Raw genomic sequence first — 23,908 nt, forward strand, 5'->3', positions numbered from 1 at the left:
CTGATGGATGGTAGAGGTGGTCACGATGAGCCGAGTGTCGGCGATTATTCCCGCATATAACGAGGCGCAGAACATCGGATCGGTGTTGCGGGTATTGCGTCAAGTGCCTTCCATCGGCGAGATCATTGTCGTGGATGATGGTTCCACGGACAATACGGCCGAGGTGGCCCGGCAGGCCGGCGCGATAGTGCTGTCCCTGTCGGAGAATCAAGGCAAGGGTGGCGCGATGAAGGCGGGCGCTGCCATCGCTCACGGCGATGTGGTGTTGTTCTTAGACGCCGACTTGGTGGGATTAACCGCCGATCACATTGAGGAGCTGGTCGGGCCTGTGGTCCGCGGTGACCAAGAAGCGACCGTGGGTATTTTCGAGGGCGGACGGGCATCTACCGATTGGGCCCAAGCGGTGGCCCCGTTCCTTTCGGGCCAGCGAGCCTTGAAACGACAATTGCTGGTCGGATTTGAACATATTGACATGGCGGGTTACGGCGTCGAACTGCAGTTGCACCGCCAACTCAAACGCATGGGCATTGTGCCCCACGAGGTCGTCTTGCACGACGTTACGCAGGTTGTGAAAGAAGAGAAAATGGGGTTGGTTAAGGGCTTTTCGGCCCGTATGCGCATGTATTGGGAAATCATTCGGGAAATACCGCGAATCTAGGCAGGTTGAGGTGTCGTGGAATTGAGTAAAGAGACGCGGTTCGAGGAGTGGCAACGCCGTCAGGGATGGACGGACGTGCCGCTTAAGGTGGTGTCGGCTCATCTCGAAGGACAAGCTCTGCGACTTTCTGTTCGCGGCGCAACTCCAGAAGGCGGGGAGAAGGCGCTGGAGGCATTCGCCGACGAACTGTCTCAGCGATGGAACCGCACAGTGTCCTTTTCGCTCGAGAGCAGGGATTTGGGCACGTTAATACCTGAGACCATCGGCCGCACCCAGGCTGCCTTGGGTGCGTTGCTGCGGGAGCATCCGATTAAGGTCGAGGATGGGCGGGTCACGATTCGATTTAAGAGTCCGTTCGCCAAGACGCTCTTCGAAAAATGGGGCGGACAGACCCGGTTGGTGAAAGAGATCCCGGAAATGGCGAACCAGGAGTTAATCATTGCCACGGATGAAATCGCTCCCCCGGTCCCGGACGCCCCGGTGGCGGTCGATATCCGCAGCCTTGGAGACTCCGGGCAAAAGTTGGGCCGGACCATCGACCCCGAGCGGGTGGTTCCCTTGGACCAACTGCCGGAAAGCGGCGAAGTTGCGGTGGCCGGACGCATCATTTTGCGCGATGTGCGGGAAAGTCGAGATGGGTCGCGCCATTGGACGTGGACCATTTCGGATGATCTCGGGGCGGTGCGGTTGAAGTGGAGCGAACGCCGTGGCGCGCCCAAGGTGAATGACGACTTTTGGCCCCAGGGAAGCTGGCTTCTGGCCCAGGGCGTTCTTGAGGTGGACAAGTTTACCGAGGAGCGGGTTATTCGGGTCAAGGATGGCGCCTTGGCCGAGGCCCCGCCGCTTTTTGTTCCGGACGCGCGACCGCGCATTGAGCTGCATGCGCATAGCAAAATGAGTGCCATGGATGGTCTCATTGCGCCTAAAGATCTCTTTCAAGCGGCACAGGCGCTAAAGATGGAGGCAGTGGCCATTTTAGACCACGGGGTGGTGCAAACCTACCCCGAGGCTGAGGCGCTCTCGGCGAAAACGGGGGTGCGGGCGCTCTATGGGGTGGAGGCTTATATGGTCGACACCGAGGTCCGGCCCTTCACCGGGCCGATGCCGGAGGATTGGCGCCATCGGCCTTTGGTGGTTGTGGACGTCGAAACCACCGGGTTAACCCCTTGGGTGCACGAGGTTATTGAATTGGGCGCAGTCAAAGTCGTAGACGGTGCGATCGTTGATGTGTTTCATCGGTTGGTCAAGCCGAGCCGAGCCATTTCCGCCGCCACCACCCGCATTACCGGCATCCGGGAAGAGGAGTTGGCCGAGGGAGTGTCCGCCGACGCGTTGTGGCGCGATTTCTTCGCCTTCAGTGAGGGGGCGCTGTTAGCGGCCCACAACGCCCGCTTCGATATGGGGTTTCTATCCCAGGGACATCGGCTGCTCTTTCCCGAAAAGCCGTTTCAACCAGCGGTCTTGGATACCTTGGCGCTGGCCCGGGCGGTCTTGCCGGGCCTTAAGAGTTATGGGCTGGGCCCGCTGTCCGATTACTACAAGATTCCTCTGTCGCAACATCACCGGGCGTTGGCGGATGCGGAGGCCACCGGACATTTGGCGATGCGGCTTATGAAAGATTTAGACGAGAAGTTTCCCGAGTTTCAGCCGAGCGACGTGCTACCGGTCAGCCATACCGTGGGACGGCCGGTTCCCGTCACGCTGCTGGTGAAGAATCAGGAGGGCGTGGCGGCGCTTTATCGGCTTGTGTCGGAGTCGCATCTGACCTTCTTTCATCGTACGCCGCGGATTCCCCGCCGCCTGATTCAAGAAGGCCGGCAGCATTGGCTGGTTGGGTCTCCGTTTCACGACGGAGAGGTGGCCGAAGCCTTCTTTCGGAATGCCAGTCCCGAGGACATGAAGCTATTGGCAAGTTTCTATGATTACTGGGAAGTAGCCGCACCGAGCAGCGCCCAGAGCTTTCTCAACGAGGAATTCTTTGGCGAGATGACGGCACTGCAAGACTTCATTCAGGCGCAGGTCGCATTCGGCCGGGCGCATCAGCGGCCCGTCGTGGCGGTATCCGACGCCCACTACCTCAAGGCCGCGCATCGTGTCTATCGCGATATTCTTGCCGCCACTGCTAAGGGTGAGATGCACAACCGAGAGGACGCGCTGCACCTCCGTACCGCCCAGGAACTCGAGGATGAGTTGGCGTTTTTGTCGGATGCCGACCGCGAGTGGGTAATTTATGAGGCCCCGGCTGCGGTGGTGCAGAGCTTGGAACCTGTTCAGCCTGTTCCTACCGGGCTCTTCTCGCCGAAACTGCCCGAGGCAGAAACGGTGGTCTCGGAGGAACCGTTTCGCCGGGCGCGGGAGCTGTATGGCGATCCGTTGCCGGAAATCATCCAGGCACGCTTGGCCAAAGAGGTCAACGCCATCGTCTCCAACGGGTTTTCCAGCATCTACTACATTGCTCACCGACTGGTGCAGAAGTCACTCGAAGACGGCTACCTGGTCGGGTCCCGCGGATCGGTGGGATCATCTTTGGTCGCGACCTTTCTCAACATTACGGAGGTGAATCCCCTTCCGCCTCACTATCGCTGTCCGTCCTGCCGCCATACGGAATTTGTTACCGACGGCAGTGTGGGGGCGGGTTTCGATTTGCCCGCCAAGCAGTGCCCAGCCTGCGGGACGCGGCTGATCGGGGACGGTCAGGATATTCCGTTCGAAACCTTCTTAGGATTCGAAGGGGATAAGGTGCCCGATATCGACCTTAACTTTTCCGGGGACTACCAGCCGGAGATTCACCGCTACACGGAGGTGCTGTTTGGGGAAGGGCATGTGTTTCGGGCAGGCACCATCGCCACGGTTGCGGAAAAGACGGCGTTTGGGTTGGTCAAAGGCTGGGCCCGGGAAACAGGCCGCGATCCCAGTCCGGCCGTAGTGGATTGGCTGGCGCAGGGCATTGTGGGGGTCAAGCGGACGACCGGCCAACACCCGGGCGGCCTGATGGTGGTGCCGAGCGACGAGGATATTCATCATTTCACACCGGTGCAACGGCCCGCCGACGACAAGACGTCTGACGTCGTGACGACCCACTTTGACTATCACTCCATTGAGGGCCGCTTGTTAAAACTGGACTTGTTGGGACATGATGATCCGACCGCCATCCGCATGCTAGAGGATCTGACCGGAATCTCGGCCAAATCGGTGCCCTTCCAGGATGAGAAGACCATGAGTTTGTTTCATGACGTGTCGGCCTTAGGGGTTAAGGCGGAGGATATTGGCACACCCGTGGGCAGCTTGGGGATCCCTGAGTTTGGCACTCGCTTTGTTCGTCAGATGTTGATGGATACGCGTCCGCGCACCTTTGCCGAACTGGTGCGGATTTCGGGTTTGTCTCACGGGACCGAGGTGTGGACCAACAATGCGCAAGAGCTCATTCGGCAAAAAGTGGCGACGCTCTCCGATGTGATTGCCACCCGCGATGACATCATGACCTATCTGCTGTCGCGGGGTATCAAGCCCAAGGTGGCCTTCTCCATTTCCGAGGCCGTCCGAAAGGGCAAGGGCCTCAAAGAGGACCAAGAAGCGGTGATGCGCGAGCATGGGGTGCCCACTTGGTATATTGAGTCCTGTCGTCGGATAAGCTATTTGTTCCCCAAGGCGCACGCGGCCGCCTACGTCACCATGGGCTGGCGCATTGCCTGGTTCAAGGTGCATCACCCCTTAGCCTATTACGCCACCTACTTTTCGGTTCGGGCGGGTGACTTTGACGCGGAAACCGTATTAGGTGGGATTAAGCGGGTCAATCAGACGTTGGCCGCCATCGATGACAAGGGAAATGAGGCGTCCGCCAAGGAAAAGAACTTGGTGACTGTTCTCGAGATTGCGCGCGAAATGCTAGCCCGGGGATTTCGCTTCTACCCCATCGATTTAGAACGGTCCCATGCTACCCGGTTTCTGATGGAATCGGATGGGCTGCTGATTCCCTTTGCCGCCTTGCCCGGTCTCGGGGTTAACGCCGCTCAGCATATTATCCGCGCACGTCAAGAACAGCCCTTTCTGTCGATTGACGATTTGCGTCAGCGTGCCCGCCTGTCCAAATCCATCGTGGAGCTTTTGCGAGGCCACGGGGCACTCAAGAATTTGGGAGAGACTAGCCAACTGGGGTTCTTCTAGTGCTGGCATTCTCGGGAGATTTGAGCCGTCGCTCGCGTCGCGTCTTTGGAGGCATGCTGTTCTCCGTTCTGGTCGTGCAGACGGGATTTGGGGCTATCCTGCCGTTGTTGCCGGAGTTTGTCCATCGACATGGGTTTCCACTGGCGGACATGGGGGTGATGGCGGCTGCCTATGCGGCCGTCTCGTTTGTCGGACAGCTGGGTTTGGGGGCCGCGACAGACCGAATCGGCCGGAAGGCTGCCATGGTTTGGGGGGCTGTGGTGGAGGCTGCTGGAACGGCCGGATTTCTGTTGCATGGTTCCCCGATCCTGTACGTATTTTGCCGCGTTCTCCAGGGGTTGGGCAGCGCGGCCATTATTCCAGCCGCCAACGCACTGGTCGCCGATGTGGTGCCGGAAGTGCGGCGCGGCCAAGCCTACGGGCTGCTCACGGCCGCTTCCAGTGCCGGATTCGCGCTCGGGCCGATGGTGGGCGGACTAGCCGGCTCTGTGTTCGGGCTGCAAGCCCCGTTTGTGATTGGTGCCTTTCTAAATGGGGCGGCCGCCGTACTCAGCGCTTCACTGATCCCGCGTGACCACGGCCGGGTCGAGAGCGGGGCGGGAATCACGGGGTTGGGTCCGATTGTCCAGCGGCTGTGGCTGTATTTCTTAGTCATGTTTGCTTGGACAGGAATGAACGGGATGTACGATACCACCTGGAGCTTGTATATGCGCTGGCTGGGGGCGAGCCGTTGGCTGATTGGGGTCTCGTTCACGTTATTTGCCCTGCCGCTCCTGGTGTTCAACCTGTGGGGCGGGCGCGTGGCCGACCGACGGGGCACACGCCATCGGGCGATTGTCATCGGTACCACGTTTCAAGCCCTTTTGGTTGCCTCCTATGTCGTGGTGCGTTCCGCATGGCTGGCGATTGTCCTGTCTATGGTGGAGGCAGCGGCCATGAGCTTGACGGGCCCGGCGCTCTCGGCCGTGGTGATGGATGCGGCGCCGAGTCAATTGCGTGGGGCGTTGCAAGGGGCCTTTCAGGCCACCGGCACCCTCGGTGCCGCGTTGATGGCGCTGGCCTCGGGTCCGTTGTTGGTCAGCCAGCCCAATCATCCTTTCTACTTAGGGGCGATGGTATTGATGGCGGCGGCAGCATTTAGCGGGCTTTGGTGGCGGAATTCCCAGAAGTTGTGACGCTGGGCCACCTTGTGATATGATGACAATAGAACGCATGGTCGTGCGGCAGCCGCGATTTGGGGAGTCTGGCATCGACTCGGAGTGGGGAGCATTAGCCCACTCTTTTCGCTTGACAAGGGCCGACCACGGTTTAAGGGGGATCGACGATGAACAACGAGTTAATGGACGCGCTTTCTGACTTGGAGCGTGAAAAAGGCATTGACAAAGAGGTCTTATTCCAGGCCATTGAGTCCGCCCTAATTTCTGCCTATCGGCGCAACTTCGGATCGGCGCAAAATGTGCGTGTGCAAATTAACCGGCAAACGGGCGCCACCGAGGTATTTGCGCAAAAGACCGTGGTCCCCCGCGTGGAAGATCATCGCCTCGAAGTCAGTGTCGATGAAGCGCGCGATATTAATCCGGTGGCCGCCGAGGGCGACGTTGTGGAATTTGAAATTACGCCCAAAAACTTTGGGCGTATTGCCGCCCAGACGGCCAAGCAGGTGATTGTGCAGCGGATTCGCGAAGCGGAACGCGGCATGATTTATGACGAGTACTCGGGCCGTGAAGGCGACATTGTCACCGGCATGGTGCAACGGGTCGAGCGTGGTCTGGTGTTTATTGATTTAGGACGCACGGAAGCCATTCTCATGCCCAGTGAACAGGTGCCGGGCGAGATGCTGCGCCCCAATGAGCGCGTGAAGCTGTACGTGGTCGAGGTCAAGAAAACCACCAAGGGACCGCAAGTGTATTTGTCCCGCAGTCATCCTGGATTAATACGCCGTCTGTTTGAGTTGGAGGTGCCGGAGATTCATGACGGCATTGTGGAGATTCGGGGTGTGGCACGGGAGGCCGGCGCTCGCACAAAAATTGCCGTGTGGGCGGAGGATCCCAACGTTGATCCGGTAGGCGCCTGCGTCGGTGCGAAGGGCCAGCGCGTGCAAGCCATTGTCAACGAGCTTAAAGGAGAAAAATTGGACATTATTGCCTGGGATCCGGATCCAGCGGTGTTTGTCTCCAATGCTCTCTCGCCAGCCCACGTGACCGAGGTGGAAATCGAGGAGGAGAGCCGGTCAGCCCGGGTGATTGTTCCGGACAATCAGTTGTCGCTGGGAATCGGCAAGGAGGGACAAAACGCGCGGTTGGCTGCGAAGTTGACCGGCTGGCGTGTCGACCTTAAGTCAGAATCGCAGGTAGGCCGGGGAGGGTTTTGGTCATGAGCACAAAGAAGGTGCCCATGCGCACGTGTGTGGCGTGCCAGACCACCCGCCCCAAGAAAGAGTTGATTCGGGTGGTTCGCCAGGTGGATGGCTCGTTGATGATCGACCGGCGCGGAAAAGTGTCGGGACGCGGTGCCTATCTCTGTCCTAGCCTGGCATGTGTGGAGCAGGCGTTGAAGACAAGGCGGCTGGAACGGGCCTTGGAGGTGCCGTTGAACCCCGAATTAATTGCCGAACTGCGGCAGATTGAAGGAGCGCCCGCATGAGCGATTGGCTCCACTTGTTGGGGTTGGCCCGGCGAGCGGGAAAGCTCGCACCCGGTGAGAACCAAGTGACGGAGGCCATGAAGGTCGAAACCGCGCGACTGCTTATTTTGGCCGTTGACGCCGGACCGTCGCTATACCGCAAGTATCACTTGTGGGCCCAGGATCTGGGGGTTCCGTTGGTCCGCTTGGGGACCAAGCAGGAGTTGGGGCATGCCATTGGTTTGGGACCGCACGCGGTGCTTGCGATTTTAGATAAGAAGTTTGGGGATCGGATTCTTTCGGAGATGCAAAAAAGTGCAAGGGGGAATTTTCTTGACAGAAAAAGACAAGGACAAAGTGAGGGTTTACGAGCTGGCCAAGGAACTCAAACTGGACAGTCGGCGCCTGATCGATCTGCTGCATCGGCTCAAGGTGGAAAACATCAAAAATCACATGAGCACGGTGGAGCCGGACGCGGTCAAGACCGTGCGCGACATCATGGAGGGCAAGCTGCCTCCCGAGCCCAAGCCGGCAGCGAATCACGGACCCGTCGGGGGACCCAGTCGTCCGCGGCCGGCAGCACCCGCGCCCAGAATGGCCGATCGGCCGTCAACCGCCCATCCCCCAGCGGCTCACGAGTCACGGCCCAACGGTCGTCCGAGCGTTCCCCCGCGCCCAAACGACCGCGCTAATTATGGACGTCCGTACAACAACGCTGCGCCGCGCCGTGATCAAACCGGTCCAAATGCGTCTCGCCCAATGGGTGCGGAACGCAGCAACCGCCCACCATATCAGAGTGGGCCACGTCCTGGTATGAACGAACGGCGGGGTCCGGGCGCCCCATCGGGCCGTCCCAATGCCCCCATGGGCAACCGCCCCAGTGGCCCTCGCCCTGGTGGAGCTCGACCGGGCGGACCAGGCCCGCGTCCACAGTCTGGAGGACGTCCGGGTGGGCCCCCGCGAGGCAATCGGCCGTTGGCCGTGCCGCCACCGCCCACGACGACTCGCCCCAACAAGGATCAAAATCGCCGTGGGGGGCCGAACCGGGAGCGTCGGTCGAGCTTTGATGAAAAGCGTGGCAACCGCAACTGGATGGATGACGAGCGCTATGGGAACAAGCGCAAAAAGAACCATAAGTCGCAGGAACGTCGCCAAGAGGTGGCCATGCCTCCGGTTCAGCGCCGGGTCGTCATTTCCGGTCCGATTGTGGTTAAAGATTTGGCTGAACAGTTGGGCGCCAAGGCGACTGACCTCATCAAGCGCTTGATCGCACTGGGCGTGATGGTGGGTGTGAACAACGAGCTGGACAAGGAAACGGCGGTTATTGTCGCCACCGAAATGGGTGCTCAGGTTGAGGAGCGGGCCTCAGTTGAGGAGCGCGAGGAAATCCTGCTGCAAGGCGATGAGGACCGGGAGCATGAACTTCAAGAGCGTCCTCCGGTCGTCACCGTGATGGGACACGTCGACCATGGTAAAACCTCGCTGTTGGACAAGATACGGTCGACGCGCGTGACTGCCAGCGAGGCAGGCGGCATCACCCAGCATATTGGGGCGTCAGTTATTGACTGGAACGGACGGTCGATTGTCTTCCTGGACACCCCAGGCCACGAAGCCTTCACGGCCATGCGGGCCCGAGGCGCGCAAGTGACGGACGTCGCCGTGCTTGTGGTCGCTGCCAATGATGGAGTAATGCCTCAGACCATTGAGGCCATCAACCACGCCAAGGCCGCGAATGTGCCGATCGTGGTCGCGATTAACAAGATTGACCTGCCCGACGTCAATCCCGAGCGGGTCCGGACCGAGCTCACCGAGCATGGGTTGGTTGCGGAGGAGTGGGGCGGCGATACCATGATGGTTCCGGTGTCGGCGCACACTGGGGAAGGCCTCGACAAGCTTCTCGAGTCGATTTTGTTGCAAGCCGACATTATGGAACTCAAAGCGAATCCCAACCGCGCCGCGTCGGGGACCATCATTGAAGCGCAGCTAGACCGCGGCCGCGGTCCGGTCGCCACGGTGCTGGTCAGCCGCGGGACACTGCGGGTGGGCGATGTCTTTCTGTCAGGTTCGGTCTATGGCCGAGTGCGCGCCTTGATTAATGACCGCGGCGAACGGGTCAAGGAAGTGGGACCGTCCATGCCGGTGGAGGTGCTGGGCTTCAACCAATTGCCGGAGGCGGGAGACGACTTCGTCATTTTAGAGGATGAACGTCAAGCCAAATCCATTGCCGATGCGCGCGCCAGCCGCAGCCGGCAATCGAGCGAATCCGGCAGCCGCGGGGTTTCGCTGGACGAGTTCTATCAGCGCCTCAAGGATGAAGCGATGCAGGATCTGAACTTGGTGCTCAAGGCTGATGTGCATGGATCGGCTGAGGCCTTGGCGCAGTCGCTGGCGAAGCTGTCCAACGACGAGGCTCGCGTGCGGGTGCTACACATCGGCGTGGGTTCGGTAACCGAATCGGACGTGATGTTAGCGCAAGCCTCCGGGGCGATCATCATCGGCTTTGGGGTAAGCATCGAGTCGAAGGCCCGCCAGTTGGCGGAGCGCGAGCATGTGGACGTCCGGCAGTATCGCATTATCTATGAGGTATTGGATGACGTAAAGCAAGCGCTCACCGGTATGTTGACACCGAAGTTCCAGGAGGTATTTCTGGGTCGTGCCGAGGTGCGCGAAGTATTCCGGGTTCCTAAAGTGGGCGCTGTTGGGGGATGCTACGTCACCGAGGGCAAGATTCTGCGCTCCGGACAGGTGCGGGTTGTCCGCGAGGGCACGGTAATCCACGAGGGCAGCATTGCCTCTCTGAAACGGTTCAAGGATGACGTCCGGGAGGTCGCCAGCGGCTACGAATGCGGCATAGGCCTTGAGAAGTTTAACGACATCAAAGTGGGCGACATTCTGGAAGTCTATACGCAGGAAGAAGTTAAGGCGAGTTAAGAGGAGAAGCCATGAACCAGTCGCGGGCTGAACGCATCGCCCAATTGATGCAGCGGGAGCTCGGTGAGATGTTGTTCACCGAAGTGAAGGATCCGCGTATCGGGTTTGTCAGCATCACGCGGGTGGACCTGACGCGGGATCTCAGTCAGGCGCGAGCGTATGTTAGCGTCATGGGAGACCTGCAGCAAAAGGAAGCCAGTCTTACGGGGCTTCGGAGTGCCGCTCCCTTCTTGCGCGGAGAGGTGGCGCGCCGCCTCAAGCTTCGGCAGGCCCCGGAACTGGTATTTCGCGAAGATACCGGCATCGAGGACAGCATGCACATTCAGGACTTGATTCGCTCGTTGCCCAAGGATGGCGAGAAAAACGGAGACCATCATGACGAACGCGAGTCCTAAAGCGGCCATCGTGGACGCCTTGGCGAAAGCCGAGCGCGTCCTCGTCGCCATGCATGCGGCGCCCGACGGGGACAGCGCGGGATCCGGCCTAGCATTGGGTCAGGCTCTCTCGCGCATGGGGAAGAGCGTCACGTATGTCTCAAAGGACGGCATCCCGGATCGCATTGCCTTCTTACCCGGGGCCGATATGGTGCAGGATTGGGATGCAGTTGTGGGCCAACACTTTGACGTCGTGGTTTCCGTGGACTGTGGGCACCAAAGCCGCTTGGGAGCTCCGGAGAGTTTTTGGCAGCAGAATTTGCTGCTTATCAATATTGACCACCATGCCCAAAATCCTAGATTTGGCCACATGAACTGGATTGACGGCAGTATGAGCTCGACCGGAGAAATGATCTGCGAGTTGTTCTGGGAAGCGGGCTGGCCGGTAAACACGGATCAAGCGCTTTGTCTTTATACCGCTATTAGTACCGATACGCTCTCGTTTCGCCAGCGCAACACGGTGACCAATACCTTCAAGGCGGCGACCTGGCTCGCGACGGCCGGATTAGATCTCGCCCGCGCCAATCGGCTCATTTGGGACAGTCGCCCCATCGAAGAGCTACGTTTTCTCGGGTGGGCCCTTGGGGCAGCCGAGGTGAGTTCAGACGGCCGTGTGGCGTGGCTGGCCGTGCCGCGTCAGATCATGCACCGCTATGGGGTTGATGATGCCGCCGTCGACACGGTGGTGCAGCACTTAATGTCCATCGACAGCGTGGAGGTGGCCTTCTTGGCCCGGGAATCTGAAGATGGGAGTCAGGCCAAGGTTAGTTGGCGGGGGCGCGCGAATTGGGATGTGTCCCAATTCGCGGCCTGCTTCGGCGGCGGTGGACATCCCTACGCGGCCGCAGCCCAAATCAACGGGGAGTTGGACACGGTGCTGACCCAGGTGCTTGGGGAGCTTGGAGTCGGATGACGGAGGGCTTTCTCAATCTCTTTAAGCCATCCGGGATGAGCTCGCACGCTGCTGTTTCCCGGGTGCGACGGCTTATCGGCATTCGGCAGATCGGGCACGCCGGCACACTTGACCCCGATGCCTCGGGGGTCTTGCCCTTGGCGGTGGGCGCATACACGCGGCTTTTGCCCTATGCGCAGCTAGTTCCCAAAGTTTATCAGGCCCGGGTTCAGATGGGCACGGCGACGCTTAGCGGGGATGCTGGCGGTCGGGTGACACGCCGGTCGGCGGTGTGGCCAGTTGGCCAAGAGACTCTCCAGCAGGCGGCCCGGTGGCTTCAAGGGAACGTTTGGCAAATTCCCCCTCAGGTATCGGCCCTGAAAACCGGGGGGCGTCGCCATTATCAGATGGTGCATGAGCAGCAGTCGGTATGGCCCGCGCCGCGTCGTGCCCTGATTGGGGCCATCGAGGCGGTGTCGCCGCTGCCCGAGGGATGGACGTTTCGAGCGCAGGTCGGCTCGGGAACTTACATTCGCGCGTTGGTCCGGGATTGGGCGGAGATTCTCGGGGTGGCGGCGCACCTCGCCGAACTGCGCCGCGATCGGGTGGGGGTATTTGGGTTGTCCGACGCAGTCACGTTGGATCAATTAGAACAGAATCCCAGCCAGTGGCAGGATTGGATTCTGCCCTGGTTCCGAGTCCTCGGCTTGTCTGGCACCTTTTTCGTTACCGAGAGCGACGCAAAACGCGTCGGTCACGGCGATATCCGTGTTCTGGGAGCACTTCCCGCGTCTTCCCAACCGGGGATTTATGGGATTCAATGGGACAATCACTTGCTGGCCGTCATTGAAGGGCCGCCATGGCGGTATCGCTTGGTCTTGTAGGAGGCATCATGCGCATTTTTCGCGACGGGGAACGCCCCCAAGAGCCTTATGTAGTGACGATTGGCAATTTCGACGGGATGCATCGCGGACATCAGGCGCTCATTCGAGAGGCTGAGAAGCTTGGCGCCGATCGGGGATTGCCCACGCTTGCGATAACCTTTGATCCGCATCCCAGCCTAGTGCTTAAAGGACCGCGGAGCCGCTTTCTCTTGAGTCCCTTGGACCTCAAGCTCTATTACCTGGAATCGATGGGCGTCTCAGCCACAGCGGTGATGCCGTTCACCCCGGCATTTGCCAGCTTGCCACCCGAGGATTTTTTGGACGAGATTCTAGTCGGAGAGTTTCATGCTCAGGCCGTAGTGGTGGGGTATAACTTTACCTTTGGGAAGGGTGGCCGCGGCACCGTGGCGCAACTGGCCGCCTGGGGACAGGCCCGGCAGATTCCCGTGGTCGTCGCGCCCCCTTTTTTGGATGAGGCGCATCAAGAGCCGATTTCCAGTTCCCGAGTGCGTCGCTTGCTGGGGGAGGGGAACATGGAGGCCGCCCGCGAACTCCTGGGACATCCCTTTTCTGTTTCTGGCGTGGTGGTGCAGGGCGACCAGCGAGGACGGACGCTGGGAGTGCCCACGTTCAATGTGGTGCCGCCCGTGGTGCAGGCGATGCCGCCTTATGGGGTCTATGCCGGCATGGTGAGCATTGGGGGCGAACGGTTGATGGCCGTAGCCAGTTGGGGTGTTCGACCCACATTTGAGGGGGGCCACCCGCTCTTGGAGGTTCATGCGTTGGCCTCCGTGGGATTTGGGCACTATGGCCAACAGTTGCGGTTTGATTGGCTCCACCGTCTCCGGGGCGAGGTTCAATTTGCCGGCGCTGACGAGCTCGTTCGCCAAATGCACCGCGACATTGAGGACGCCCGCCGCTGGCTTCAGTCCGCCCGCGACTTGCTTGACCAAAATCTGCTGTGATAGAATGAAGTGTCTTTGGATTGGGGGCGAATTTGTGCATTCCGATTCCTGGCGTGAGATGGTCTCGAAAGTTTCGGCCATTTGCGTCACCGGGCAGTTTAAGCGCTTGCAACGTGAGCTTGAAGAGCTGTATCGACGGGCGGGATTGCCGCAACCAGCCGTCCAAGCCTACCAAGACGCCCTGTTGTCGCTGCTGGCGGAGGAGGATGAACCCATCTCCATTCAGTTGCACTAAGTTTAGGGAGAAGGGAGGTTTCGCGATGGCCCTGGAAGAAGAGAAGAAGCAGGCCATCATTGCGGCTTATCGGCTGCATGAATCGGACACGGGGTCGCCGGAAGTCCAAATCGCGCTCTTGACCACGCGCATTCAAGAACTAACCGAGCACCTGAAAACACACAAGAAGGACCATCACTCCCGTCGTGGGTTGTTGAAGATGGTAGGGCATCGCCGCGCGCTGTTGAACTATCTCAAGGATAGGGATAACCAGCGCTACCACGCGGTGATTGAACGGCTCGGCTTACGTCGATAGAGCGGGAACCCCCCGCTCTTTTGTTCAAACGTTAGGCTGTGTACGAACGCAGGGGGAGTCTATGGAAATCCATACACAAGAATTGCTCGTCGGTGGACGAGTTATGACGCTGGAGACGGGTCGCATGGCCCGGCAGGCGAATGGTGCCGTGCTGGTGAGCTATGGCGACACCCGGGTGCTGGTCACGGCTGTGGCCTCCAAGGCCCCGCGCCTGGGGATTGATTTTTTTCCACTCACTGTGGATTTTGAAGAGCGCATGTATGCCGTCGGAAAGATTCCCGGAGGCTATATTAAACGGGAAGGCCGTCCCAGCGAAAAAGCGATTCTCGCCGCGCGTTTGACTGACCGCCCGATTCGGCCGTTGTTCCCGGATGGATTTCGCAACGACGTGCATGTGGTTGCAAGCATTCTGTCCGTGGATCACGACCACTCCCCGGAAGTCTGCGGAATGATTGGCGCATCGGCGGCGCTCACGATTAGCGATATTCCCTTTGACGGACCCATCGGGGCGGTGGAGGTCGGCTTGGTTGGCGACCAACTCATGATCAATCCCTCGTCCGAGCAAGCGGCGCAGAGCCGCCTCAAACTCATGATTGCCGGAACCTATGAGGCGGTGTTGATGATTGAAGCCGGCGCCTCAGAAGTTCCTGAAGATGTGATGTTGAACGCCATCCTGTTCGGCCACGACGAGATTAAGCGCATCATCGAAGGCATTCGTGAATTTCAAGGCAAGGCCGGTCGCGAGAAAGGGGCGTATCCCCTTCACCTCCCATCCGAGGGGTTGGTGGCACGGGCCCGTGAATTGGCCGAGGATCGTCTCAAGGAGGCGATGCGGTCGGCGGATAAGGCGACCCGTGAGGACCAGATTGATGCCGTTAATGCAGACGTCACGGCGGTGCTGCAAGAGGAGTTCCCCGAAGAGGTCGACCTTATTGCAGGGGTATTGAAGAAGCAGCTCAAGAAAGTGGTGCGCTACGCCATTATTCATGAGAAGATTCGCCCCGATGGCCGCACCTTTACGGAAATCCGACCGCTCACCATTCAGGTTGGGGTGCTTCCACGGGTACACGGTACCGGACTCTTCACGCGGGGGCAGACTCAGGCGTTGACCGCCATGACCTTGGGACCGCTGTCTGACCAACAGATGTTGGATGGCATTGGTGAGGAAGAATCCAAGCGCTACATGCATCACTACAATTTCCCGCCGTTTGCGACGGGCGAAGCGGGGCCGATGCGGGGGCCTAATCGTCGTGCCATTGGTCACGGGGCTCTAGCGGAACGCGCTCTAGAACCGGTGATTCCGACAGAAGAGGAATTCCCCTATGCGCTCCGGCTAGTATCGGATATCTTGGAGTCCAATGGCTCCAGTTCTATGGCCTCGGTTTGCGGCAGCACCTTGGCGCTTATGGACGGTGGGGTGCCGATCAAGGCGCCCGTCGCCGGTATCGCCATGGGCTTGGTCAAAGACGAAGAAGGGTATGCGGTCTTGACCGACATCCAAGGGCTGGAAGACTTTTTGGGTGACATGGACTTTAAGGTTGCCGGGACGCGCAATGGCATCACGGCCATTCAAATGGACATCAAAATTCATGGTCTTGATCGCCGGATACTGGAGCAAGCGTTGGCTCAGGCTCGGGATGCGCGCCTTTATATCCTGGATCGCATGCTGGAGGTTATTCCCCAGCCCCGAAGGGAGCTTTCCCCGCATGCGCCCCGCATCATCACCATTCACATTGACCCGGACAAGATCCGTGAGGTGATCGGCCCCGGAGGCAAGACGATCAACAAAATTATTGATGCCACCAAGGTCGGCGACAAAAAGGTGGATATCGATATTCAAGACGATGGCACCATTTACATCGCGGCTGTGAACCAAGAGGCGGGTGAGCGGGCCATGTCGATGATTCAGGACTTGACCCGAAGCGTCGAGGTGGGGCAGATCTACACCGGGCGGGTCACGCGCCTAATGAACTTCGGCGCCTTTGTGGAAATCTTGCCGGGCAAAGAAGGGCTGGTGCACATCTCCCAGTTGGCGCACCAACGGGTGGCGAAAGTGGAGGATGTCGTCCAGCCGGGGGACATGCTCGAGGTGAAAGTGGTCGAAATTGACAATATGGGTCGGATTAACCTATCGCATAAGGAGTTGCTGCCTCGTCCCGAGGGACTGGAAACCGTTCCGGTGGGGGCTGGCGGCGATAACCGGGGGCCGCGCCCGGATCGCCATGGCGGCAGTCGACCACCGCGGCGCAATGGCCCTAGTGGTCCGGGTCCGAGACGGGATGGCCGGTGATTCGGCTCGGAGCCCAATTGTCCCAAGCCCATGGATTTGATGTGGTAATTCGGGAGGCCGGCAGCGCCGGCCTCTCTGCATTGCAGCTCTTTAGCCGCAATCCTGTTGGAGGGCAAGGGAAAAGTTTACCCCCCGCCGGGAGCTTAAAACCCGTTTTGCGCGAGGCTGGCATTGAGCGGCTGTACATCCATGCCCCTTATTTTGTGAATCCCGCGGCCATTGATGAGGCCATGGTCGGCCGGGCGCGGGTTGCTTTAAAGCAGGAGATGCGTCGCGCCAAGCGGCTGTCGGGCGACTATGTGGTGTTGCACCCCGGTCATTGGCAGGACAAGGCGCGGCGCGAGGAGTCGCTGGCCGCTTTTGTCGACACGGTCGCCATAATGCTGGAAGCCCCCGGACGCGTGTTGGTGGAAAACACGGCCGGGCAAGGTCGGGAATTGGGCGCGGACTTCCTTGAACTACAACAGATCTTTCAGGGCATTGGCCGGACCCGACGGGTCGGGCTGATGCTGGATACCGCCCACGCGATGGCTTTTGGCTATCCGCTGAGCAGCCGAGACGATGTCGAGCGGCTGTTGGAACGGGTTGATGAGAATGTGGGAATCGAGCGCCTTCAAGGCATACATTTGAATGATAGCCTTTATCCGGTCGGATCGCGGCGCGATCGCCACGCCCGCCTTTTGTCAGGATGCCTCGGACGCGAGGCCCTAGGGGCGCTGTTGCGCTGGTGCGATGCGTCTCACTGCCCCTTGGTGCTGGAGACGCCCGGGCGCGACACAATCCAACGCCAGCCGGATATTGGCATCATTCGGGAGGTATGCCAGGAGGAGTCCGCGTGCGTGAGCCCTTCTACGGTTTTTTATCCAACCGCGTCACCTCCGCGTTAGTGTCGCCCCTCGGCGTAGTCGATTGGCTGCCTTGGCCGCGATTTGACGGCGATGCAGCCTTTTGCCGCCTTTTGGACAGCGAGCGCGGAGGATTTCTGAGTACGTTGCCGGGAACGACCATTCACTCTCATTACCAACAGTACCGTGAGGGGACGTTGATTTTAGAGACCACCCTCAGCTCCGCCGAGGGCCCGGTCACCTTCACTGACTTTCTTCCCCTGGGTCATTCAGCCTTTGTACGCCGCATCCAGACGGCGATTCCACTGATTCTCACCGTACGACCGACGTTTGGCTTCGGTCTGGTGCGGGCGGCCGTCCGCCCCACGGCGGATGGTGCCGTGTTATCGAATCCGGCGGGTCGAGATGCGCTCCGAGTTCGCGTGCGCGGCCGGCTCCGCGAACTTGCGGCTGCGGATATGTGGGCGGTGGGACCCGGCCGTGTGGATGTCTGGGTTGAGTATCTGGATGATGATCGGGATATTGGTGACGGCGCTCAGGGACTCGAGCGCGTGGATGCCTTGGAGCAGGCCCAGGAGCGGTATTGGCGCTCCTATCGGCTCAACTATCATGGTCCCTGGCAGGACTGGTTTCAGCAAAGCGTGTTAGTGATTCGAGCACTGACCTATCGCACCAACGGGGCCATGCTGGCCGCTGCCACCACCTCCTTGCCAGAGAGTATCGGCCAAACGCGGCAGTGGGATTACCGCTATGTGTGGGCGCGTGATGGTGCCTACGGCGCGGAGGCGGTGCTGTTAGGGGGAGATCCGGATGCTTGCCGACAATTTCTGGAGTTTGTCTTTAATGTGATGGCTGTCGCGGGCAAACCCTATCCCAGCCCCTTTGTACGGGTCGACGGCACACCCGCCCACGGCGAGCGGGACTTGCTATGGCTGGCAGGGCATCGTTCCAGTCGTCCAGTGCGCGTGGGCAATGCGGCCAGTCGTCAGCGACAACTGGACATCGAGGGGGAGATTCTCTGGGTACTGTGGCGCTATTGGCGTCTGACCGGAGATCGCAGTTTTGTCCGCGATGCTTGGTGGGCGGTTGAGGCTTTAGCGGACTGGATTGCCACCGCCTGGAGCGAGCCCGATGCTTCCCTCTGGGAATTTCGCGGCGTGACGGATCACTTTACCCACTCACGGGTAATGTGCTGGGTCGGCCTTCAGGCCGCGGAATCCCTAGCCTATGAAGTGATGAATCGGCCTGACCTGGTCAACCGCTGGGGTTCGGCCAAGCACTGTGTCGCGGCGGCGATCTGGCAGCAACAGAGGGCGTCGGGACAGGGTTATTTTACGCAGTCTATGAAAAGCCGCGAAGTTGATGCCGCCTTGCTGTTGCTGCCCTTGTATGGCTTTGTCCCGGTGGATCATCCGGTGTTTCAGCGCACCTTGGAACGGATTGAGCATGACTTAGTGGAGCACGATATGGTCTTTCGGTACCGCCAAGACAACCTCGGGCGGGCGCGTCATCCGTTTACTCTATCCGGCTTCTGGCTGTCTCGGGTGTATCTTCGAAAAGGGGATATGACGCGGGCCGATGCCATATTCGAGCAACAGCTGGCCTGGGCGACGGATCTTAAACTGTTTGCCGAGCATGTGGACCCCGTGACCGGTGAGCCGCGCGGCAACTTCCCGCAACTCTTCCCGCATGTCGGCTTGGTGACCACGCTCATGGAGCGCCAGCGGCTTCTCGACGGAGACCCGATTGACGAGCTGGGGCGCTAATCCTTGCTTGTTCTAGCCCTAGCCAAGCCTGCATAGGGACAACTAGGGGGGATGTTGATGCACTTCCGGGTGATCTCGCTCCGAGGGCCCTTAACACGGCTGGCCTTTTTGGGGACAGCGCTGATTTTGGCCACCTGGCTCATCAATCCGCGTCTTCACGCCACCGTTGCGCCTGTCGCCAAACCGATCCCCGTGTACCGGGTGGAAACGGATAAAGCGGCGATGGCGCTCACGATTAATGTCGTGTGGGGAACGGAATATGTGCCTAAATTGTTGGCCGAACTAAAGGCGGCGCACGTGCCCGCCACATTTATGGTAGGCGGCGCTTGGGCCGAAGCCCACCCGGAGTTGGTTCGGACGATGCGAAAGGATGGCGACGAGATTGGCAATCACGGCTGGAATCACCGCCACCCGAATCAGCTCGGCTACCAGGGGAACATCCAGGATATCACCCGCACCAATCACATGATTGAAGGACTCGTGCAGGTGCGTCCCAAGGTCTACGCCCCGCCATACGGGGAATTCAATGGGACGGTGCTCAAGGCCGCGCAAGCGGCACACATGACGTTGGTGATGTGGACCATCGACACGATTGACTGGCGCCCCTCCTCATCGGTCTCTTATATGGTCGGCAAGGTGGGACGGAAAGCAGAAAATGGCGCCATCGTGCTGATGCATCCCACCGACCGCACCGTCGAGGCCTTGCCGCAAATTATTGCCACCCTCAAAGAGAAAGGATACCAGCTAGTCACCGTCTCCGAGCTTCTCACCATGGGGACCCCCCGCACCGACGAAAGGTGATATGATAGGCGAAGAAGCGAGGGGGATCGGCTCATTAACTTCTTAACGCAACTGCCTTCAGGTTTACTATTGGCGTCTGACAATATCGGTTCCGTCGGCACCACCGCCTTGGCCTTCTTTGTGGCCGTGGGAAGCCGGGACGAAAATCCAAGCGAGTGGGGGATGGCCCATCTTTTAGAGCATCTGGTGTTCAAAGGGGCTGGCCGGCGCGACTTTCGCGCTATCGCCCGGCAAATGGACAGGCTGGGTGCAGACATCAACGCCTTCACAACCCGCGACTACACCTGTTTTCATGCCAAGGTGCTGGATTCAGAAGCTCTCGATGCCTATCATCTGGTGCGCGACTTGGTGCTTCAACCGTGGTTGGCCGCAGAGGATTTAGAGCGGGAAAAAGGTGTGGTCGTGGAAGAAATGAATGAAAGTCTGGACGACCCTGACGAGGTTCTCGACACCCTCATTACCGAAGCACTTTACCAGGATTCACACTATACGCATGATATTCTGGGCACGCCGGAGTCTTTAGCAAACATCGAAGCCGAGGGCTTGAAAGCCTTCTATCATCGCTGGTATCGGCCGGAGAACATGGTGTTGGCCGTGTCCGGCGGGGCGCGCGAGCTCATTTTGAAAGCGGCCGAACAGGATTTTAGCGGAGTTGGAGGGGTATCAGAGTTGCCTCGACGGAGGCCCCGGCCAACCTTGGCCTATCTTCAACGGGAACAGGCGGAGGACTGGGAACAGGCGAAGATCGCGCTCGGAGTGGAGGCCCCCGGCCGCTACCAGGACGAATATTGGCGGGCGCTGATGCTCAGCAGTATTTTAGGCGGCCAGAACTCGTCCCGACTCTGGCAGCGGCTTCGTGAAGAGGAGGGATTGGTCTACTCGGTCGGAACCCAATATGCGGCCGACTATGACTTCGGGGATATGATCACCTATTTGAGCCTCACCCCGGAAAAGATTCCCCAAGCATTGCGCGCGCTATTTGATGAGGTAAGCCGCTTGGCGGAGGTGGGTCCCGATACGGAAGAAGTGAGCCATACTCGCGTCTACCTCAATACAGTGCTGGTGATGAATCAGGAAACGCCGGACGCCCGTGTGATGCGGCTTGGACGTTATGCCTTGGACGGCAAAGAGGCCCCGCAGATTGATCAGGCGGTGCGGGCACTGTCTGAAATCACACCCGAAATGGTGAAAGCGGATGCCCAAACTTGGATCCCCGGCTCTCGAATGGCGGCCGTGGCGGCCGGTCCAGTGCACTCGGGTGCGCTAAATCATGCAATGTTTCAAGGGAGGCAGGCCTAAATGGATAACGACCGGTTAGCACAAATTTTCTACTGGCAGGAGCAATTTAATCAACGGGTGCGAAAAGACCGGCAACTCACCTTTTCACCCGAAGAGTGGATTCAAAAAGAGGCCCTGGCGTTGATGGTGGAGTTGGGCGAGGTGGTGGAGGAAGCTCGCTTTAAATGGTGGAAAAATCCGGACCCCATCGACTCGGCCAAACTGCACGAAGAACTGGTGGACGTGCTCCATTTCTTTATCAGCATGTGCATTGATGCAGGTCTCGACGCCGAAAGTTTGTATCAGGGCTACTTAGCTAAAAATCAGGAAAACTTCCGGCGCCAAGACGGCCTCTCCAACAAGCCTGGCTACGCCGCAGTCCAAAAGCCAGAGGTCTGAAGCTGTCCTCGCCGACATACCCTCTGATGAAGGAGGGGCAGTCATGCGGATGAGCGAGTTGTCCTCCAAGGACATCATAAATTTAACGAATGGCGGGAAACTTGGATCGCTCGGCGACAGCGACCTGGTTATTGACCCGGAGACCGGGGCCATTCAGGCCATCATTATTCCCCAGCGTGGTCGTCTTAACCGCGGGCAGAAGTTAGAAATTCCCTGGGCCGCTATCCGTCGCGTGGGACCGGAAGTAATGATTGTAGATCTGGCAGAGGTGCCAAAAATCACAAGCTCTGGACGAAAATGAGAGCGTTCCCCGCGCCCCCTTTTCTCATACTAGCCAGGCATGGCAGATGAAAAAAGGGGGCGCTTTTTCATGGCTAAGACTGTAGTAGGATCCTTCTCCGACCAGCATGCGGCAGATACTGTGGTTCACGAACTGGAGCACAACGGGGTGGACGACAAAAAAATTTCCGTCATCGCTCGCCACGATGGCCATACGGAAAAAGGCCATCCAACCGGCCACGGCACCCACGACTTGTCTAGCGGGATCGGCTGGGGCGCGGCCACAGGCGGCGCCGTAGGGCTTCTGGCGAGCGCCGGAGCGCTGGCCATCCCCGGCGTGGGTCCGATTCTTGCCATGGGACCGCTGGCGGCGACCTTAAGCGGCGCGGCCGCTGGGGGACTCGTGGGAGGATTGATGGATTATGGTATCCCCAAGGGCGAAAGTGAGCACCTGGAGCAAGACGTAAAGCACGGCAATGTCCTAGTGATGGTGCAAACGGACGAACCAGAGGTGGAGAAGGCCCAACGGCTGTTTAAAGACCACGGCGCTCACGACGTCTACGTGCACTGAGGAGGCCTCTGCCTCCTCTTTCTTTATCCTGCTCTTATCCTCTTGTACTGATTCCTCTTGGTACATTCCCGGTGACCAACGAGCGTTTTGACGCACCTCTTCTGCACTCCGACCGTATGATACACGGGAGTGTGGTTGAGGTGAAAATGATGCGCAGCATTGTCGTGGCCGGTGGCGACACCCGCGACGCATGGCTCTGTCGCATGCTTCGTGATCGAGGATACCACGTTCGCGGCTGGGGGTTGGAGACAGCCGGCGTACCGCCTTATGCGCCGTCCGATCCCGCTCCGGATGTTCTGATCGGGCCCATGACAGGCATCGATCAGGACGGCCGCATGGGGACCATGCTGGGGACTGCCACGGTCAGCAAACCCCTCTTGGAACGCATGGGCTCGGGGGCGCTATTGGCGGCCGGCCTGATTGCCGATCCGGTGGTGGCCTGGTGCCGTGAGCTGGGTATTCGCACCGTGCAATATCGCTTAGAATCCAGCTTCATGTGGCTTAATACGGTTCCGACCGCCGAGGGCGCCATTGCTGCCGCTATTGGGCGCTCGGGAGACACTTTGTTTCACCGCCCCGTAGGCATCATTGGCTTTGGACGGGTCGGAATGGTGCTGGCTGACCGCCTGTCTCGCTATGGGGCCGAGGTGGTCATTTTTGAGCGCTTGGCGGAGAAGCGCGCCATGGCGCGAGCGCTCGGCCATCCCGTGTACCCGCTGGACGCATCGCCTCGTCCACGGCTGGATGGGCTGTTTAATACGGCGCCGGCTCCCGTATTGGACCGCCAATGGTTTGAACCCACGGGCCCCGCGTGGGTCATCGATCTCGCCTCCATCCCCGGGGGACTCTGTCCAGAGTTAAAGGGCACGCCCGAAGTGAGCCACAAATACGCGCAAATTCTCAGTATTCCCGGTAAGGTTGCACCGCGCAGGGCCGCGGAAATTATCTGGGAAACGCTGTCGATGGCCTTAGAGGAGGAGTGGGAGGATGCAGGAGCTGAAGGGTGTCAGAATCGGTGCCGCAATGGCGGCTTCGCACTGTAATTTGTCGCGTGCAGTCGCTACAATAAAGGAGTTGGTTGAGGCAGGGGCGGAAGTCACCCCGATTGTGTCCCGCAGTATTTTAACGGTGGAAACGCGCTTTGGCACTCCTGATTACTGGCGTGAGCAAATAACGGCTGCCGCCAATCATGAGATGCTGCTGTCCATTCCGGATGTAGAACCGAGTGGTCCCAAGCATTGGTTTGATGTGGTGTTGGTGATGCCCTGCACCGGGAATACGCTCGCCAAGATCGCCAATGCGATTAATGATTCGCCGGTAACGATGGCGGTCAAAGCGCAATTGCGCAACGGTCGGCCGGTGCTGTTGGCGCCGACGTCCAATGACTTGTTGGGCATGAATGCCATGAATTTAGGGCGTCTGTTGGCGGCACGCAACATTTTCTTCGTGCCCTTTGGCCAGGATGACCCGATGAAAAAACCGCGGTCATTGGACGCCCATCTGGAATTGATGGTACCAAGCGTCAAGGCGGCCGTTCGGGGCGAGCAAATTCAGCCAATGCTGGTGCCGTGGAACTAAGTAACTGGGAGAGTGACCGCA

At 59.3% G+C, this 23,908-nt stretch carries 22 protein-coding genes and 1 pseudogene; all 23 read left to right on the forward strand.

Annotated features, from left to right (window positions below; translation table 11 throughout):
• Positions 1-25: 25 nt before the first annotated feature.
• Positions 26-658, forward strand: coding sequence for a glycosyltransferase family 2 protein (locus tag HIJ39_RS05600; RefSeq protein WP_169097585.1), 633 nt, complete (start codon positions 26-28; stop codon positions 656-658).
• Between the two features lie 15 nt (positions 659-673).
• The gene (locus tag HIJ39_RS05605) at positions 674-4,822 is read left to right on the forward strand and encodes a PolC-type DNA polymerase III (protein WP_338055090.1); all 4,149 of its coding nucleotides are present in this window, start codon (positions 674-676) and stop codon (positions 4,820-4,822) included.
• Between the two features lie 53 nt (positions 4,823-4,875).
• Positions 4,876-5,997 (forward strand): MFS transporter, encoded by a 1,122-nt coding sequence (locus HIJ39_RS05610; RefSeq protein WP_169097587.1) that lies wholly within the window; start codon positions 4,876-4,878, stop codon positions 5,995-5,997.
• A 149-nt stretch (positions 5,998-6,146) separates the two neighbouring features.
• On the forward strand, positions 6,147-7,199 hold the full coding sequence (gene nusA / locus HIJ39_RS05615) for a transcription termination factor NusA (RefSeq protein WP_169097589.1): 1,053 nt from the start codon (positions 6,147-6,149) through the stop codon (positions 7,197-7,199).
• Complete coding sequence (rnpM, locus tag HIJ39_RS05620; protein WP_169097590.1) at positions 7,196-7,465, forward strand: RNase P modulator RnpM; 270 nt, start codon at positions 7,196-7,198, stop codon at positions 7,463-7,465. The genes nusA and rnpM overlap by 4 nt, the downstream gene beginning before the upstream one ends.
• Positions 7,462-7,710 (forward strand): annotated as a pseudogene (locus HIJ39_RS05625) (L7Ae/L30e/S12e/Gadd45 family ribosomal protein); the annotation flags it as partial. The gene rnpM and the pseudogene HIJ39_RS05625, both read left to right, overlap by 4 nt.
• 67 nt (positions 7,711-7,777) lie before the next feature.
• Positions 7,778-10,375, forward strand: coding sequence for a translation initiation factor IF-2 (infB, locus tag HIJ39_RS05630; RefSeq protein ID WP_169097592.1), 2,598 nt, complete (start codon positions 7,778-7,780; stop codon positions 10,373-10,375).
• A gap of 11 nt (positions 10,376-10,386) precedes the next feature.
• Positions 10,387-10,770, forward strand: a complete 384-nt coding sequence (gene rbfA / locus HIJ39_RS05635; protein ID WP_169097594.1) for a 30S ribosome-binding factor RbfA — start codon at positions 10,387-10,389, stop codon at positions 10,768-10,770.
• Positions 10,751-11,722: a DHH family phosphoesterase gene (locus tag HIJ39_RS05640; protein WP_169097596.1), complete on the forward strand. Its 972-nt coding sequence runs from the start codon at positions 10,751-10,753 to the stop codon at positions 11,720-11,722. The genes rbfA and HIJ39_RS05640 overlap by 20 nt, the downstream gene beginning before the upstream one ends.
• Positions 11,719-12,585 (forward strand): tRNA pseudouridine(55) synthase TruB, encoded by an 867-nt coding sequence (gene truB, locus HIJ39_RS05645; protein WP_169097598.1) that lies wholly within the window; start codon positions 11,719-11,721, stop codon positions 12,583-12,585. Before HIJ39_RS05640 ends, truB begins: the two co-directional genes overlap by 4 nt.
• 8 nt (positions 12,586-12,593) lie before the next feature.
• Positions 12,594-13,550, forward strand: coding sequence for a bifunctional riboflavin kinase/FAD synthetase (locus HIJ39_RS05650; RefSeq protein WP_169097600.1), 957 nt, complete (start codon positions 12,594-12,596; stop codon positions 13,548-13,550).
• A 34-nt stretch (positions 13,551-13,584) separates the two neighbouring features.
• On the forward strand, positions 13,585-13,785 hold the full coding sequence (locus HIJ39_RS05655; RefSeq protein ID WP_169097602.1) for a hypothetical protein: 201 nt from the start codon (positions 13,585-13,587) through the stop codon (positions 13,783-13,785).
• A 25-nt stretch (positions 13,786-13,810) separates the two neighbouring features.
• On the forward strand, positions 13,811-14,080 hold the full coding sequence (gene rpsO / locus HIJ39_RS05660) for a 30S ribosomal protein S15 (protein ID WP_169097604.1): 270 nt from the start codon (positions 13,811-13,813) through the stop codon (positions 14,078-14,080).
• Positions 14,081-14,141: 61 nt separating this feature from the next.
• Positions 14,142-16,370, forward strand: a complete 2,229-nt coding sequence (locus HIJ39_RS05665; RefSeq protein ID WP_169097606.1) for a polyribonucleotide nucleotidyltransferase — start codon at positions 14,142-14,144, stop codon at positions 16,368-16,370.
• A complete protein-coding gene (locus tag HIJ39_RS05670) occupies positions 16,367-17,257 on the forward strand; it encodes a deoxyribonuclease IV (protein ID WP_338055091.1) in 891 nt (296 codons plus the stop codon). Before HIJ39_RS05665 ends, HIJ39_RS05670 begins: the two co-directional genes overlap by 4 nt.
• Complete coding sequence (locus HIJ39_RS05675) at positions 17,206-18,981, forward strand: glycoside hydrolase family 15 protein (RefSeq protein ID WP_169097608.1); 1,776 nt, start codon at positions 17,206-17,208, stop codon at positions 18,979-18,981. Before HIJ39_RS05670 ends, HIJ39_RS05675 begins: the two co-directional genes overlap by 52 nt.
• A gap of 57 nt (positions 18,982-19,038) precedes the next feature.
• Positions 19,039-19,782, forward strand: coding sequence for a polysaccharide deacetylase family protein (locus HIJ39_RS05680; protein WP_169097610.1), 744 nt, complete (start codon positions 19,039-19,041; stop codon positions 19,780-19,782).
• A gap of 69 nt (positions 19,783-19,851) precedes the next feature.
• Positions 19,852-21,081 (forward strand): M16 family metallopeptidase, encoded by a 1,230-nt coding sequence (locus tag HIJ39_RS05685; RefSeq protein ID WP_169097612.1) that lies wholly within the window; start codon positions 19,852-19,854, stop codon positions 21,079-21,081.
• Positions 21,082-21,459 carry a dUTPase gene (locus tag HIJ39_RS05690; protein ID WP_169097614.1) on the forward strand — a complete coding sequence of 126 codons (378 nt, stop codon included), beginning with the start codon at positions 21,082-21,084 and terminating at the stop codon, positions 21,457-21,459.
• Positions 21,460-21,502: 43 nt separating this feature from the next.
• Positions 21,503-21,760, forward strand: coding sequence for a YlmC/YmxH family sporulation protein (locus HIJ39_RS05695; RefSeq protein WP_169097616.1), 258 nt, complete (start codon positions 21,503-21,505; stop codon positions 21,758-21,760).
• A gap of 69 nt (positions 21,761-21,829) precedes the next feature.
• Positions 21,830-22,309: a hypothetical protein gene (locus HIJ39_RS05700; RefSeq protein ID WP_169097618.1), complete on the forward strand. Its 480-nt coding sequence runs from the start codon at positions 21,830-21,832 to the stop codon at positions 22,307-22,309.
• Positions 22,310-22,455: 146 nt separating this feature from the next.
• Positions 22,456-23,352, forward strand: coding sequence for a dipicolinate synthase subunit DpsA (locus tag HIJ39_RS05705; RefSeq protein ID WP_169097620.1), 897 nt, complete (start codon positions 22,456-22,458; stop codon positions 23,350-23,352).
• The gene (locus HIJ39_RS05710; protein ID WP_169097622.1) at positions 23,297-23,887 is read left to right on the forward strand and encodes a dipicolinate synthase subunit B; all 591 of its coding nucleotides are present in this window, start codon (positions 23,297-23,299) and stop codon (positions 23,885-23,887) included. Before HIJ39_RS05705 ends, HIJ39_RS05710 begins: the two co-directional genes overlap by 56 nt.
• Positions 23,888-23,908: the final 21 nt, after the last annotated feature.

The sequence above is a fragment of the Sulfobacillus harzensis genome, assembly GCF_012933365.1.
Lineage (GTDB): Bacteria > Bacillota > Sulfobacillia > Sulfobacillales > Sulfobacillaceae > Sulfobacillus_B > Sulfobacillus_B harzensis.

Coding starts and splice junctions, on each gene's coding strand:
- truB (WP_169097598.1), top strand. CDS start 11,719: ATGACGGAGGGCTTTCTCAATCTCTTTAAGCCATCCGGGATGAGCTCG.
- HIJ39_RS05700 (WP_169097618.1), top strand. CDS start 21,830: ATGGCTAAGACTGTAGTAGGATCCTTCTCCGACCAGCATGCGGCAGAT.
- HIJ39_RS05695 (WP_169097616.1), top strand. CDS start 21,503: ATGCGGATGAGCGAGTTGTCCTCCAAGGACATCATAAATTTAACGAAT.
- rnpM (WP_169097590.1), top strand. CDS start 7,196: ATGAGCACAAAGAAGGTGCCCATGCGCACGTGTGTGGCGTGCCAGACC.
- HIJ39_RS05690 (WP_169097614.1), top strand. CDS start 21,082: ATGGATAACGACCGGTTAGCACAAATTTTCTACTGGCAGGAGCAATTT.
- rpsO (WP_169097604.1), top strand. CDS start 13,811: ATGGCCCTGGAAGAAGAGAAGAAGCAGGCCATCATTGCGGCTTATCGG.
- HIJ39_RS05610 (WP_169097587.1), top strand. CDS start 4,876: ATGCTGTTCTCCGTTCTGGTCGTGCAGACGGGATTTGGGGCTATCCTG.
- HIJ39_RS05600 (WP_169097585.1), top strand. CDS start 26: ATGAGCCGAGTGTCGGCGATTATTCCCGCATATAACGAGGCGCAGAAC.
- nusA (WP_169097589.1), top strand. CDS start 6,147: ATGAACAACGAGTTAATGGACGCGCTTTCTGACTTGGAGCGTGAAAAA.
- HIJ39_RS05665 (WP_169097606.1), top strand. CDS start 14,142: ATGGAAATCCATACACAAGAATTGCTCGTCGGTGGACGAGTTATGACG.
- HIJ39_RS05705 (WP_169097620.1), top strand. CDS start 22,456: ATGATGCGCAGCATTGTCGTGGCCGGTGGCGACACCCGCGACGCATGG.
- HIJ39_RS05650 (WP_169097600.1), top strand. CDS start 12,594: ATGCGCATTTTTCGCGACGGGGAACGCCCCCAAGAGCCTTATGTAGTG.
- HIJ39_RS05710 (WP_169097622.1), top strand. CDS start 23,297: ATGCAGGAGCTGAAGGGTGTCAGAATCGGTGCCGCAATGGCGGCTTCG.
- HIJ39_RS05640 (WP_169097596.1), top strand. CDS start 10,751: ATGACGAACGCGAGTCCTAAAGCGGCCATCGTGGACGCCTTGGCGAAA.
- rbfA (WP_169097594.1), top strand. CDS start 10,387: ATGAACCAGTCGCGGGCTGAACGCATCGCCCAATTGATGCAGCGGGAG.
- HIJ39_RS05680 (WP_169097610.1), top strand. CDS start 19,039: ATGCACTTCCGGGTGATCTCGCTCCGAGGGCCCTTAACACGGCTGGCC.